This is a genomic window from Pseudomonas sp. ABFPK, from assembly GCF_001586765.1.
GTDB classification, from domain to species: Bacteria; Pseudomonadota; Gammaproteobacteria; order Pseudomonadales; family Pseudomonadaceae; genus Aquipseudomonas; species Aquipseudomonas asiatica.
The window spans coordinates 74402-88439 of record NZ_LQXW01000017.1 but is presented as its reverse complement, the minus strand read 5'-3'; the positions used below and the strand labels follow the sequence as shown (position 1 = coordinate 88439).

The 14038-nt window shown below is 60.6% G+C and carries 12 protein-coding genes; 2 read left to right on the top strand and 10 right to left on the bottom strand.

All coding sequences use genetic code 11. The features are described from left to right. Nucleotides 1–946 precede the first annotated feature (946 nt). From msrQ to mrcB, 9 genes are all read right to left on the bottom strand, one after another. A complete protein-coding gene (gene msrQ / locus WM94_RS13495) occupies nucleotides 947–1558 on the bottom strand; it encodes a protein-methionine-sulfoxide reductase heme-binding subunit MsrQ (RefSeq protein ID WP_061551399.1) in 612 nt (203 codons plus the stop codon). After that, complete coding sequence (gene msrP, locus WM94_RS13490; RefSeq protein ID WP_015271833.1) at nucleotides 1558–2571, bottom strand: protein-methionine-sulfoxide reductase catalytic subunit MsrP; 1014 nt, start codon at nucleotides 2569–2571, stop codon at nucleotides 1558–1560. Before msrP ends, msrQ begins: the two co-directional genes overlap by 1 nt. A 79-nt stretch (nucleotides 2572–2650) precedes the next feature. Next, the gene (gene pssA / locus WM94_RS13485; protein WP_009685387.1) at nucleotides 2651–3502 is read right to left on the bottom strand and encodes a CDP-diacylglycerol--serine O-phosphatidyltransferase; all 852 of its coding nucleotides are present in this window, start codon (nucleotides 3500–3502) and stop codon (nucleotides 2651–2653) included. A gap of 150 nt (nucleotides 3503–3652) precedes the next feature. Next, on the bottom strand, nucleotides 3653–4669 hold the full coding sequence (gene ilvC / locus WM94_RS13480) for a ketol-acid reductoisomerase (RefSeq protein ID WP_013974255.1): 1017 nt from the start codon (nucleotides 4667–4669) through the stop codon (nucleotides 3653–3655). A 53-nt stretch (nucleotides 4670–4722) separates the two neighbouring features. After that, nucleotides 4723–5214 carry an acetolactate synthase small subunit gene (ilvN, locus tag WM94_RS13475; RefSeq protein WP_003250040.1) on the bottom strand — a complete coding sequence of 164 codons (492 nt, stop codon included), beginning with the start codon at nucleotides 5212–5214 and terminating at the stop codon, nucleotides 4723–4725. Nucleotide 5215: 1 nt separating this feature from the next. After that, the gene (locus tag WM94_RS13470; RefSeq protein ID WP_015271834.1) at nucleotides 5216–6940 is read right to left on the bottom strand and encodes an acetolactate synthase 3 large subunit; all 1725 of its coding nucleotides are present in this window, start codon (nucleotides 6938–6940) and stop codon (nucleotides 5216–5218) included. A gap of 408 nt (nucleotides 6941–7348) precedes the next feature. Next, entirely contained in the window at nucleotides 7349–7681 is a 333-nt protein-coding gene (locus WM94_RS13465) for a YqcC family protein (protein WP_031324603.1), read from the bottom strand. Next, entirely contained in the window at nucleotides 7681–8499 is an 819-nt protein-coding gene (locus WM94_RS13460; RefSeq protein WP_039615235.1) for a tetratricopeptide repeat protein, read from the bottom strand. The genes WM94_RS13465 and WM94_RS13460 overlap by 1 nt, the downstream gene beginning before the upstream one ends. 15 nt (nucleotides 8500–8514) lie before the next feature. Beyond that, complete coding sequence (gene mrcB / locus WM94_RS13455) at nucleotides 8515–10836, bottom strand: penicillin-binding protein 1B (protein WP_061551398.1); 2322 nt, start codon at nucleotides 10834–10836, stop codon at nucleotides 8515–8517. A gap of 116 nt (nucleotides 10837–10952) precedes the next feature. Between mrcB and WM94_RS13450 the strand changes: the two genes are divergently transcribed. Both WM94_RS13450 and WM94_RS13445 read left to right on the top strand, forming a co-directional pair. Next, on the top strand, nucleotides 10953–12515 hold the full coding sequence (locus WM94_RS13450) for a bifunctional aminoglycoside phosphotransferase/ATP-binding protein (protein WP_023661649.1): 1563 nt from the start codon (nucleotides 10953–10955) through the stop codon (nucleotides 12513–12515). 177 nt (nucleotides 12516–12692) lie between these two features. Further along, nucleotides 12693–12971 (top strand): TfoX/Sxy family protein, encoded by a 279-nt coding sequence (locus WM94_RS13445; protein WP_013974260.1) that lies wholly within the window; start codon nucleotides 12693–12695, stop codon nucleotides 12969–12971. 178 nt (nucleotides 12972–13149) lie between these two features. Here the strand turns inward: WM94_RS13445 and WM94_RS13440 are convergent, their stop codons facing one another. Continuing rightward, nucleotides 13150–14031 carry a ChaN family lipoprotein gene (locus WM94_RS13440; protein WP_061551397.1) on the bottom strand — a complete coding sequence of 294 codons (882 nt, stop codon included), beginning with the start codon at nucleotides 14029–14031 and terminating at the stop codon, nucleotides 13150–13152. Between the last annotated feature and the right edge of the window lie 7 nt (nucleotides 14032–14038).

Genomic DNA, 14038 nt, shown 5'->3' with positions numbered 1-14038 from the left:
GCCAGCGTTCAATCTGAGCCATGATCAAACTCTTCAGTTCAATACTGCTTGGGTTTTTAAGAAACCCTAAACTTGGCTCAGCAATCTCAAATGACTATGTGATTTCTCGCATGGCCACTTGTGATGCTGATAATCTTTGTGACTATCAGTCCGTACTCACAAGCACCCACACGAATTGCTTGATTCGATTTGTTAAAGAGCGTTTGGTTAAGAGCGTTTCGTCTCAACCGAGGCGCGCATTCTACGCTTTCCTCATTCGCTGTCAAGCGTTTATTTTGAAGTTTTTTTGCGAGAAACTCGTTTAGCTTCAAACACTTGACTCGCTGCGATCTCTCGTAGCGGGAGGCGAATCATACAGCGTTTAGAAGCGCTGTCAACCATCATCTCAACCGCTGGCGATCATTTGATCGTAGCCCTTTCAACTCTTTCTGAACAACCTAACTTGTTGAATTTCAAGAAGTTTGTCGTTCCGATGTCGCTGGAAGTGGGGCGCATTATAAGGGGATTCGAGAGGGCGTCAACCTTTAATTTCATTTATTTGAAATGTTCCAGGCGAAGACCTTATCAAGGCTACCAAGTGCTCGCCACAACACCTTCTGCGCCTATGAGACCGAGCGCCGCCCGCGCGGCGCTTCGCAGCACAAGGCTGCTCCTACATCTGTTTCGGGCCAGTTATTCCTGCGCCATTGGCGCGCGCACTCTGGGTGCATGGCTGGAGATTGATGAAGAGCAGCAGGCGCAACCTTCGATATTGAATGGAACAGACAAGGCGGTCGCGCGCGCCAGGCACAGGAGAGACTGGCCAGAAACAGATGTAGGAGCAGCCTTGTGCTGCGAAGCGCCGCCCGCGCGGCGCTCGATCTTGTAGGCGCCAGAGAACCTAAGGCGGGCACATTTCAAAGCCAATACCATCCCAAGACAGGCCCCTGGCTGCCCCACCCCACTCTCAAACCACCCTCCCCTGCCTCCGACCAACCCTGGGCAGCACCCGCGAAACCGCGGGAACCCGCAACACCATCAACACAGCCCCAATAACCGCATAAATCGCCCACTCCCGCAAATCCGAGCGCACGATCCACAGAAAATGCAGCAAACCCAACCCAAGTATCACGTACACCAACCGGTGCAGCTTCTTCCAACGCATACCCAGGCGCCGCTGGCTATACCGATTCGAGGTAACCGCCAAAGCCACCAACCCAAGAAACCCAAGCGCACCCACAATTATGTATGGCCGCTTGCGCAACTCCACCGCCAACTGCCCCCAGTCCAACCCAAGGATGAAGAACAGGTAAGCCAGGATGTGCAGCACGATATAGGCAAACACCCACAACCCCAGTTGCCGGCGCACCACGATCCAGCCCGACCATCCCGTCAGCTTCTGCAGCGGCGTCATGCCCAAGGTAACCAGCAGGAAGGTCAGCGCCCCGAGCCCAAGCCGGTCCATCATGATCTTTCCGGGATCAGGCCCTAGCAGATTCATCGCCGCCTCATACAACCACCAGACTGGGAACAGGCATCCCACGATGAAGATGGCCAGACGAAACCAGGGGTAACGCATCAGTAGTTCTTCCGCAGATCAAGCCCGGTATACAGCGACGCCACTTCATCGGCATAGCCATTGAACATCTGGGTTTCCCGCACATTGGGACTGAACAGCCCGCTGGGCAGCCGCCGTTCACGCGCCTGGCTCCAACGCGGGTGGTCGACCGTCGGGTTAACATTGGCATAGAACCCATATTCATCCGGCGCCAGCCCTTCCCAGGTGGTGCCCGGCTGCTCCGCCACCAGGCTGATACGCACGATCGACTTGATGCTCTTGAAGCCATACTTCCACGGCACCACCAGCCGCAACGGCGCGCCATTCTGGTTGGGCAGCTCCCGGCCATACATCCCGACCGCCAGGATCGCTAAAGGATGCATTGCCTCATCCAGGCGCAAGCCTTCTCTATAAGGCCAGTCGATCAAGGCGAACCCCGAACGCTGCCCCGGCATGTGCTCCGGGTCTTTCAGGGTTTCGAAGCGCACATAACGCGCCTTGGATGTCGGTTCGACCTGCTTGAGCACCTGCGCCAACGGGAAGCCCAGCCACGGAATGACCATCGACCACGCCTCCACGCACCGCAGCCGGTAGATGCGCTCCTCGAGCTGGTACGGTTTGACGAAGTCCTCCAGCGCATAGCGGCCGGGCTTACCCACTTCGCCATCGACCACAACGCTCCACGGTTCGGTCTTCAGGCTGTCGCCATTGGCCGCCGGGTCACCCTTGTCGGGCCCGAACTCGTAGAAGTTGTTGTAGTGGGTGGCATCCTTGAACGGCGTGATTGCCTCACCCTTGACCGTTACTGCCTGCCATCGGGTAGCTGCGAGCTTTTCATTGAACCAGCCAGGCGCCCTGCCCGCCTCGACATCGGCGTAACGGCTGGCTTCAGCTGCGCGCGCCATGCTCGGCAAAGCGCCAAGGGCCAGGCCAGCCAACGAGCCACCCAGCAGGGTACGACGGGAGAGGTAGATGCCTTCGGGGGTGATCTCCGACGCCTTGCACTCGGAAGACCTGGGAAGCTTGATGAGCATGAGCGGCTCCACAGCACTGGATAACGGATGTACCAGTAAGACTATGGAGCCGGCGGGTTATTCCAGCATTAAATGATTGTCACGCTTTGCGACGGCGTGACTTCAGCAGGAACTGAATCGGGCCCGAAGCCGCATAGGCGAGGAAGATCAGCAGCAGGATACGCGGCGGGTCGCTGAACACCACGGCAAACACCAGCACCACGGCCAGGATAGCCACGAACGGCACACGCCCCTTCAGGTCCAGCTCCTTGAAGCTGTTGTACTTGATGTTACTGACCATCAGCATGCCGGCAGCAGCCACCAGCAGCGCCACCAGGAACGACAGCTTGGAGCCCTGGATGCCGTAGTCGCTGAACGCCCACACGGTACCCGCGACCACACCCGCAGCAGCAGGACTGGCAAGGCCGATGAAGTAGCGCTTGTCGGCGGTGCCGACCTGGGTATTGAAGCGTGCCAGGCGCAGTGCTGCACCGGCCACATAGATGAAGGCAACCATCCAGCCAACCTTGCCCATGTCGCCCAGCGCCCAGCCAAAGGCCAGCAAGGCCGGAGCGACACCAAAGGCAACCATGTCCGACAGTGAGTCGTACTCGGCACCAAAGGCGCTCTGTGTGTTGGTCATGCGCGCGACACGGCCATCCAGGCCGTCGAGCACCATGGCCACGAAGATGGCAATCGCAGCGAAGGCAAAGTACTTGCTCGCCTCGCGAGGGTCACCGGCGCTCAGGGCGCTCTGCGCGCTCATCGAGCTGATGATGGAATAGAAACCGGCAAACAGGTTGGCGGTGGTAAACAGGTTGGGCAGCAGGTAGATGCCACGATGGCGTACCTTGCGCCCTTCGGCGTCATGCCCTTCTTCAACGTGCTCATCGACAGGTAGCAGGCTTTCGGCGTCGGAGGGCTTGTTCGGCTCTTCGGGACGTTCGCTCATGGAGGGTACCTTGCAACAGGATGGAAAATGTTCGACACGGACCTGCAAAACAGGTTCTGACGGCAGGCCACTGGTCTGCTTTATACCAGAAGCTGACTGTCAGAACGAAAAAACGCGGCCGAAGCCGCGTTTTTCATCTTTCGATAAGACTTAGTTCTTGGTCTTGTCGACGATTTTGTTAGCCGAGATCCACGGCATCATCGAGCGCAGTTGCTCGCCGATGATTTCGATGCCGTGAGCGGCGTTGTTGCGGCGCTTGGCGGTCATCGATGGGTAGTTGGTAGCACCTTCGGAGATGAACATCTTCGCGTACTCGCCGTCCTGGATGCGCTTCAGGGCGTTGCGCATGGCCTTGCGGGATTCTTCGTTGATGACTTCCGGACCGGTTACGTACTCACCGTACTCGGCGTTGTTGGAGATCGAGTAGTTCATGTTGGCGATGCCGCCTTCGTACATGAGGTCAACGATCAGCTTCAGCTCGTGCAGGCACTCGAAGTAGGCCATTTCCGGCGCGTAGCCAGCTTCAACCAAGGTTTCGAAACCGGCCTTGACCAGCTCGACGGTACCGCCACACAGAACAGCCTGCTCACCGAACAGGTCGGTTTCGGTCTCGTCCTTGAAGGTGGTTTCGATGATGCCGGTACGGCCGCCGCCTACGCCCGAAGCGTACGACAGGGCGACATTCTTGGCGTTGCCGGAGGCGTCCTGGTAGATAGCGATCAGGTCAGGGATACCGCCGCCCTTGACGAACTCGGAGCGAACGGTGTGGCCCGGGGCCTTCGGCGCGATCATGATCACGTCGAGGTCGGCACGTGGGACAACCTGGTTGTAGTGGATCGAGAAGCCGTGGGAGAAGGCCAGGGTAGCGCCCTTCTTGATGTTCGGCTCGATTTCCTGCTTGTACAGTTGGCCCTGGAACTCGTCCGGGGTCAGGATCATGACCAGGTCGGCAGCAGCGACGGCAGAGGCAACGTCGGTCACTTTCAGGCCGTGGGCTTCTGCCTTGGCAACGGTGGCCGAACCTTTACGCAGACCGATGGTGACATCCACACCGGAGTCCTTCAGGTTGCACGCCTGAGCGTGGCCCTGGGAACCGTAACCGATGATGGCGACTTTCTTACCCTGGATGATGGAAAGGTCGCAGTCTTTATCGTAGAAAACTTTCATGAAAATACCCCTGGTTATATCTCGGCCCCTGCGGAGCCATCGCTAATTTGAATTCAGATGCTGAGCACTTTGTCGCCACGGGCAATGCCGGTAACGCCGCTGCGCACGGTTTCGAGAATCGATGCAGTGCCGATCGCCTGGATGAAGCTGTCCAGTTTGTCGCTGGTGCCGCTCAGCTGCACGGTGTACACGCTGGCAGTCACATCGACGATCTGGCCACGGAAGATATCCGTGGTGCGCTTGATCTCGGCGCGCTGGGCACCGGTGGCCTTGACCTTGACCAGCATCAGTTCACGCTCGATGTGAGCGCTTTCCGACAGGTCGACGAGCTTGACCACTTCGACCAGCTTGTTCAGGTTCTTGGTGATCTGTTCGATCACTTCGTCATGGCCAACGGTGGTCAGCGTCAGACGCGACAGGGTCGGGTCTTCGGTCGGCGCCACGGTCAGGCTTTCAATGTTGTAGTTACGCTGGGAGAACAGGCCGACCACGCGGGACAACGCACCTGGTTCGTTTTCCAGCAGCAGGGAGATGATGTGCCGCATATCAGGTACGCTCCGTCTTGCTCAGCCACATGTCACGCATCGAGCCATCCTTGATCTGCATCGGATAGACGTGCTCACTGCGGTCAACCGCGATGTCGATGAACACCAGGCGGTCCTTCATCGCAAACGCTTCTTCCAGCTTCGGCTTGAGGTCCTTCAGGCTGGTGATGCGGATACCCACATGGCCATAGGCCTCGGCCAGCTTGATGAAGTCAGGCAGCGACTCGACGTACGAGTGCGAGTGACGACCGTTGTAGGCCATGTCCTGCCACTGACGGACCATGCCCAACACACCGTTGTTCAGGTTGACGATCTTCACCGGCAGGCCGTACTGCATGCAGGTGGACAGCTCCTGGATGTTCATCTGGATGCTGCCTTCGCCGGTCACGCAGGCCACGTCCTGGTCCGGGAAGTTGAGCTTGACGCCCATCGCCGCCGGGAAACCGAAGCCCATGGTGCCCAGGCCACCGGAGTTGATCCAGCGGTTCGGCTTGTTGAAGCGGTAGTACTGCGCCGCGAACATCTGGTGCTGGCCCACGTCGGAGGTGACGAAAGCATCGCCATTGGTCACTTCGCACAGGGTCTCGATGACCTTCTGCGGCTTGATGACATTGCCGTCACCCTTGTCGTAAGGGAACAGCTCGCCATTGCCACGCCATTCGTCGATCTGCTTCCACCAGGCATCCAGCGCCGCCTTGTCAGGCTGCTCGCCGATTTCCTTGAGGATGCCGAGCATTTCGCTGAGCACGCTGTCGACCGGGCCGACGATCGGCACGTCGGCCTTGATCATCTTGGAGATCGACGCCGGGTCGATGTCGATATGGATGATCTTGGCATTCGGGCAGAACTTGGCCGGGCCGTTGACCACGCGGTCGTCGAAACGGGCACCGACGGCGAAGATGACGTCGGCATGATGCATGGCCATGTTGGCAGTGAAGCTGCCGTGCATGCCGAGCATGCCGAGGAACTGGCGGTCGGTACCCGGGAAGCCACCCAGACCCATCAGGGTATTGGTGACCGGCAGGTTCAGCGACTTGGCGATTTCGGTCAGGGCTTCGGAGCCACCACCGAGGATCACGCCGCCACCGGAGTAGACGATCGGGCGCTTGGCCGCCAGCAGCATCTCGGCAGCCTTGCGGATTTGGCCGGAGTGGCCGCGTACCGCTGGGCTATAGGAGCGCAGCTTGACCTTTTTCGGGTAGACGTATTCGAACTTCTCGGCCGGGTTGGTCATATCTTTTGGAATGTCGACCACGACCGGACCTGGGCGACCGGATTGCGCCAGGTAGAATGCTTTTTTCAGAACTTCGGGGATTTCGCTGGCATGTTTGATCATGAAGCTGTGCTTCACGATCGGCCGCGAAATACCGATCATGTCGGTTTCCTGGAAGGCATCGGTACCCACCATGGTGCTAGGCACCTGGCCGGACAGGATGACCATCGGAATCGAATCCATGTAGGCGGTGGCAATACCGGTAATGGCATTGGTCGCGCCCGGGCCGGAGGTTACCAGCACCACGCCGGCCTTGCCGGTGGCGCGGGCGTAGCCGTCCGCCATATGGGTAGCTGCCTGCTCATGACGAACCAGGATGTGCTCGACTTCCGGTTCCTTGAACAGCGCGTCGTAAACATGCAGGAGAGCACCACCAGGGTACCCGTAGATGTGCTTAACGCCTTCGTCACGCAAGAAGCGCACGACCATCTCAGCGCCAGATAAAAGCTCCACGTTGTTCACCTCTAAAACGCCAGAATACCGCCCTCACTGGACGGGTCTTAATAGGTTTACTGCCAAGCAGAGCATGAGCGAACGTCAGCACTGACTGAGCAAGTATTGGGAGCGCCCCAGAGTGTTGCGGGGTTTTCCCACCCAGCGCGAGGTAACGCGTTGCGGGGTGTAACAGGTCGGCGCGGGTGTGCGCCTCATGATCTGCTTAGCGGGTCTGCTTCTGGCAGTCCCTCTACAGCGGAGATTGGATTCTTCTGATTCGGCGCCAACAAGTCAAGAAAAATTATTGCCAATTTTTCCCCAAGATGAATTCCTGCCACCACTAAAAATCGCTTCAGCAGCAGAATAAATAAGATTTCCACAAAAAAGGGCCACAATCTGCGGCCCTTGAAGGAAAAACTGAAGAAATCAGGCGGAAGGAGCAATCAATTGGTCAAATGCTGCCAACAGGCGGCGTAGCTCACGACTTTGCTCTGGCCGGTCGGTAAATACCGTTTCAGCCATTACCAGGATGCCGGACGCATTAGGCAGCGGGTGGCCCAGCTCGATGATGATCTTCATCCGCGGCAGGAAGATCCATTGGAGCCACTGCTCGAAACTGAGGGTATCGACTGCGAAAGGCACCGTGCTGGCCAGTGCCTCATCGCTTGGCGGCTCGTCATCCCACCAGCCTTGCACCTGCAGCTCACGTTCGATCAGCAGCAGGTGGTCGGCAACATCCAGAATGCGCTGCTCGATCATCACGAATTGACCCGTGCCTTTTGCCGGGCCAGTGCGGCACCAGCGCTGTCACCCTGCTTCTCGCGAGCCTGGGCGATGGTGTTCCACAGCTCGGCCTGCAGGCTCGGGCGGCCGTTGGCGTAAGTCAGGGCACGACGCGCCAACTGCTCGGCCTGCGGTGCATCACCTTGCGACAGGCGTACCTGGGCCAGACGGTACAGTACCTGTGGCTCGCGCGGGGCAATGCGCTGAGCACGCTCCAGGCTCGATGCGGCACCGTTGAAGTCACCGCTGCCCTGCTGGGTCTTCGCGGTGGTCAGCAGCGCCAGCACCGGGCCGTCCAGCTGCTCGTCGGCCGACAGGCCACCGGTAGCAGCACCGCTACGCGGAATACCGGTTGGCGCGCTGGTGCTTTGCGGGGCGCTGTTCATCGCCGCGATGTCGAAGGGTTCGTCGGCGATCGGGTTTGGATTGGTGGTCATTGGTGCCGAAGTGACCGGACCAGTGGTAATTGGGCCTGGGGTGATCGGCCCCGGGGTAATCGGCGAGGTGCTGATTGGCGCCGCGCCATTGGCCGCCGGGAACGTCTGGATGCCCGAAGCGCCAGCGCCCTGTGGGATCATCACGGTCACGCCGGAGTCTTCAGGCAGCGTTTGAGCCTGCGCGGTACCCGCGTTATAGCCACCCGCAGAGCGATTGGCCGTCACGCGTTCGCTGTTGGACACCCGGGTGCTCGAGTCGACCACCGGAATATTGCCGCGCGGGACGCTGGCGCACCCCTGGAGCACAGCCAGCGCCGTCACGGCAGGAAACAGCCACTTGTTCACGTCACACCTCATCAATGCAGCCTGTGCTTAATTCATCCAGCCCTTGACCCAGTCCATGACCGATTCAACTGGATCCTGCTCGCCGCCACAGGTCGCGCCGGCGGGCGGTTCACTCCCGCGAATATACGGCATCTGCACCGCTCCCGGACAGCTGCCATCAGACCCATGGCCACTGTACGGGTCAATCCAGGCCTGCACCACGTTGTCCGGTTGCGGCATGTCCAGCGGCAGCGGGTCGGCCTTCTTCATGAAGCTGGTCCACACCTGCAGGGCGCCGGTGGCACCAGTAAATGGCGTCTTGCCGTTGTCGTCACGACCCATCCATACCACGGCCAGCAGGTCCTGACTGAACCCGGAGAACCAGCTGTCGCGCGAATCGTTACTGGTACCGGTCTTGCCCGCCAGGGTGAGATTGCGCGGCAAAGTGTTGTACACCGAGCGGCCGGTGCCTTCGCGCATCACCCGCTGCATGGCGTTCTGCACCAGGTAGATAGCCCCCGGATCGAAGGTTTGCTGGATCTGGAACGGGTAGCGTTTTAGCGGCTCGCCCTCGGCGGTGAGCACGCTGCGGATACCGCGCATCGGGGTATTGAAACCGCCGTTGGCGATGGTCTGGTACATCGTCGCGACCTGCATTGGCGACATGCCGCCGGCACCCAGCAGCATGGCCGGGAAGGCTGGCCAGTCAACGTTCACTCCCAGCCGGCCAATGGTCTTGATCACGTTGGGCACACCCACTTCCAGGCCGATCTTGGCAGTCGACAGGTTGTAGGAGTTGGCCAGCCCCTGGTACAGGTAGATGGTGCCATGCGGGCGACGATCGTAATTCTGCGGGCGCCAGACCTGGCCGTCGGCACCTTTGACCGAGAACGGCTCGTCCTGCACCCAACTGGTCAAGGTGTACTTGGTCGGTTGTTCCAGCGCGGTCAGGTACACCGCCGGCTTGACCAGCGAACCGATCGGCCGCACGGCATCAATGGCGCGGTTGAAGCCGGCGAAGCCGGCCTGGCGGCTGCCGATCAGCGCCTGCACCTCACCGGTTTCCGGATTGGTCACGACCATCGCCGACTCAACCTCGTCCGCCCCCTTGCGCCCCGCGAGGCGCTTGAAGGTCTCGCTCATCGAGGTTTCGGCCTTCATCTGCAGGATCGGGTCGAAGCTGGTGAAGATGCGCAGCCCTTCTTCGGTCAAGTCTTCATCGCGGTAGTCCTGGCGCAGCTGACGCTTGACCAGGTCGAGGAAGGCCGGGAACGAGCTGTCTGCCAGGCTGCCGCGCTTGGTCACGCCCAGCGGCATCTTCTTCGCTGCATCGACTTCTGCCTGGCTGGCCACGCCCTGCTCGGCCACCAGGTCGAGCACCAGGTTGCGGCGGGCCAGGGCGCGGTCCGGATAGCGACGCGGGTTGTAGTAGGACGGCCCCTTGACCATGCCCACCAGCAAAGCGATCTGGTGCAACTTCAGCTCAGACAGCGGTTGGCTGAAGAAGAACTGGCTGGCGAGGCCGAAGCCGTGCACCGCACGCTGACCATCCTGGCCGACGAACACCTCGTTGAGGTAGGCCTCGAGGATCTCGCGCTTGTCGTAGTGCAGCTCCAGCAATACGGCCATCATCGCCTCGGTCAGCTTGCGGCTGAGGCTGCGCTCGCTGGTGAGGTAGAAGTTCTTCACCAACTGCTGGGTCAGGGTGCTGCCACCCTGGCGCATGGAACCTGCCGAGGTATTGACCCACATGGCTCGGGCGATGGACTTGGGCGACACCCCGAAGTGGCTGTAGAAATCGCGGTCTTCCGTCGCCACCAGGGTTTCGAGCAGGTACGGCGGTACCTGGTCGATCTTGATCAGGATGCGGTCTTCGAGGTTTTTCGGGTAGATGCCGCCGATCATCAGCGGCTCCAGGCGCACTACGTCGAGCGTCTTGCCGTTGGCGCCGGAAAGGCCCGCCACGTAATCGCCGGAGAAGCGCACACGCACGAACTGCGCCGGCTCCATGCCCTCGTAGAACTGGAAGCCACGGGTATTGAGCTCGACGGTGTTGCCGTTGACTGCCGCCGCGCCCGGGCCGTTGGCCGCGCTTTCACGCCGGTAGCCGAGCGCGTCCAGCTCGGTGAGGAAGTCGTTCTTGCTCAGCTTCTGGCCGGAGAACAGCTCCAGCGGCCGGGCATACACCTTGGCCGGGATGGTCCAGCGCTTGCCGGAAAACTTTTCCTGGACAACGGCATCGAGGTAAACCGCGAAGCCGGCGACTATCACCAGGCCGACCAGGCTGAGCTTCAAAGCCCAGCCCAGCCAGGCGCGGGAGCGGCCGGTCGGGCGTTTCTGAGGGGTACGGGGATTTCGAGTTCGGGTCATGGCGGCGGATTATACGCACTTTATAAAGGCTGGGCAGACGCCCACGGCGGTAGGCAGGGACGGCACCATTGACCATAATGGCGCATTCGAATTCCCTGCCCCCGGAAGGATTTCCCGTGAGCCAAGCCCTTATCACTGCGTTGCAGAACCCAGCCCTGTACCCTCACCCCGTGGATGGGTTCCAGCTCATCGAGACGCATATCTCCTGGGTCCTGCTCACCGGCGAGTATGCCTACAAGATAAAGAAGCCGATGAACTTCGGCTTCCTCGACTTCACCGGCCTGGACCAGCGCCGACATTTCTGTAACGAAGAATTGCGCCTGAACCAGCGCCTGACCGACGGCCTGTACCTTGAAGTGTTGCCGATCACCGGTAGCGTCGATGCGCCGCAGATCGGCGGTGAAGGCGAAGCCATCGAGTACGTGCTGAAGATGCGTCAGTTCCCGCAGGGGCAGATGCTCAACACCCTGCAGGCCAATGGCGAACTGAACGCCGCGCACATCGACCAGATGGCCCGGCAGATCGCCGAGTTCCACCTGCAGGCCCCACGCGTGCCGGTGGAGCACCCACTGGGCACGCCGGACAGCGTGATGGCACCTGTGGAGCAGAACTTCGAGCAGATTCGCCCGTTCCTCAGCGACAAGGCCGACCTGCAGCAACTCGACGCCCTGCAGGCCTGGGCACGCAGCAGCTTCGAGCGCCTACATGGCCTGCTGGAAAAGCGCAAGGCCAATGGTTTCATCCGTGAGTGCCACGGTGACATCCACCTGGGCAACGCCACCCTGATCGACGGCAAGGTGGTGATCTTCGACTGCATCGAGTTCAACGAACCGTTCCGCCTGACCGATGTGTACGCCGATACCGGCTTCCTGGCCATGGACCTGGAAGACCGCGGCCTGAAATGCCTGGCCCGCCGCTTCATCAGCCAGTACCTGGAACTGACCGGCGACTACGAAGGCCTGGAACTGCTCAACTTCTACAAAGCCTACCGCGCGCTGGTGCGGGCCAAGGTTGCACTGTTCAGCATGCCAGCCGATGCCGATGGCGTGCAGCGCGCCACCACTCTTCGCACCTACCGCAACTATGCCAACCTGGCAGAAAGCTACAGCGCCATCCCGTCGCGCCTGCTGGCCATTACCCACGGTGTTTCGGCTGTGGGCAAAAGCCACGTGGCCATGCGCATGGTCGAAGCCCTTGGCGCCGTCCGCGTGCGTTCGGATGTGGAGCGCAAGCGCCTGTTCGGTGAACAGCAGCAGGCTGAGGCTGGCCAGCTGAGTACCGGCATCTATGATCAGGACGCCAGTGTCGCGACCTACCAGCGCCTGCACGAGGTGGCAGCGACCGTACTGCGGGCCGGCTTCCCGGTGGTGCTGGATGCCACCTACCTCAAACGTGATCAGCGCCAGGCCGCAGCGGACATCGCCAGCCAGACGGGCGTGCCGTTCCTGATCCTCGACTGCCATGCGCCAGATGCGGTCATCGCCAGCTGGCTGGAGCAGCGCCAGGCAGAAAATACCGACCCGTCGGATGCCACCCTGGAAGTGGTCAAAGCCCAGCAGGCCAGTCGTGAGCCACTGGATGCACAGGAGCTGGTGCAGAGCACCCGCGTCGATACCCAGAGCGCCGGGAGCATGGACCAGGTGATCGAGCAGATTCGCCAGCGCTTGCCTGGGCTGTAAGTTCAGCGTTTTCCTGGACCGGCCCATTCGCGGGTTAACCCGCGAATAGGCCGGCACAGGACATCTCGTCGCCCCCTATGGCAAAAGGCCGCGCATTTCCTATCCCCCGCTACACTCCTCTCTGACCTGCTCGCGATTTATCCCCCAATCCCCGTTCAGCCATCGCAAGGAGGCTCGATGAACGATGAATTGCAGCATCTGAAGAACCTTGGCAAGACCTCTGCGCAGTGGCTGCATGCAGCCGGCATCCACAGTGCATCGGATCTGCGCCGCCTGGGCGCGGTAGGTGCGTACCAGGCCGTGAAGACACGAGGGTTCCGCGCATCGAAGGTGCTGTTGTATGCCATTGAAGGCGCCCTGCTGGACATGCACTGGAACGATTTGCCGCTGGAGCGCAAAGAAGCGCTCAACCAACAACTGGATGCGAAAAGCCCTGCGCAAAAAAATCAGAAATAATCTCGGGAAAGGGATTGACGTCGAAATGAGAATAGTTATGATTATCACAACTGGTCGCGAGACTGGTTGGATAAGCTAAGAGCCCCTGGTTCGGACTCTCAGATTATCTCCTCATCAGGCTAATCACGGTTTTTGACCCGGCAATTTGCCGGGTCTTTTTTTGCTTTTTACTGCCCCGTCACCGCAGTTGCGCGCAATAGTCCTGCTCCGGCATCGCTGCCGTATACCACACAAAATCAGCCTCGCCTGCCTCGACCTGCTCACCAACCTCAGCTAGCAGTAGCACCTTGCTCTCCCCCTGCGCTTGCAGGTCAGCCAAGTGCAACGGTACACCCAGGTCCTTGCGCACGTGATAGGCCCCGGCCAGCAGCAGTGCTGGCTGCGGTGCCGCCAGCAAGCGCTCGGCCATGCGCCGGTCGCGCTGCTGCTGCACGGCCAGCATCGCCGGCAACTGGCTTTCTGGCAGCATCCCGCAATGCCCGGCACGCACATGCTCCAGCAAGGCAGCCTTGACCATCGGCGCATTGGAGCGTTCGCCCGATAACGAAGACGGCTGACGATAGGCCTGGCGCATCTCGCCGGGCGAGAGGTTAGCGGCCAGCACAGGCACCCGCTGCTGCAAAGCCTCGGTCACGATTGGCCCGTACAGCTGCCAATCCCAGCCGTCCTGCCAGGCCAGGGCCTTGGGCAGGTCTGCCGGCAAAGGTTGCCCCGCGAGCTCGTCCAGCAGCGGTTGCTGCTCGGGCTGCAGCATTTCCAGCAGCAGGCTGCCCTGCACACGTTGGCCTTGCAGGGCGCGCAGCATCCACAGCTGCAGTGCGTGATGGTCGGGGTTGTCGTGTTTCTCGCCGACCAGTACCCGGGGAGCGGTAGACAGGCGCTGCACCAGTTGCTCAGGGCTGATCAGCTGACCATCAGCAAGATCGACGATATGCCCCAGCTCGGCATGGCTGCGCCCCTCACTGCTCTGCCAGGCGGGCGGCGGTGGCAGGCTGGCCTGGCAGCCACCCAGTACCAGCACCAGGTACAGCGAGAAAGCGGACAGCAGCGGATGTCGCATGGGCAGC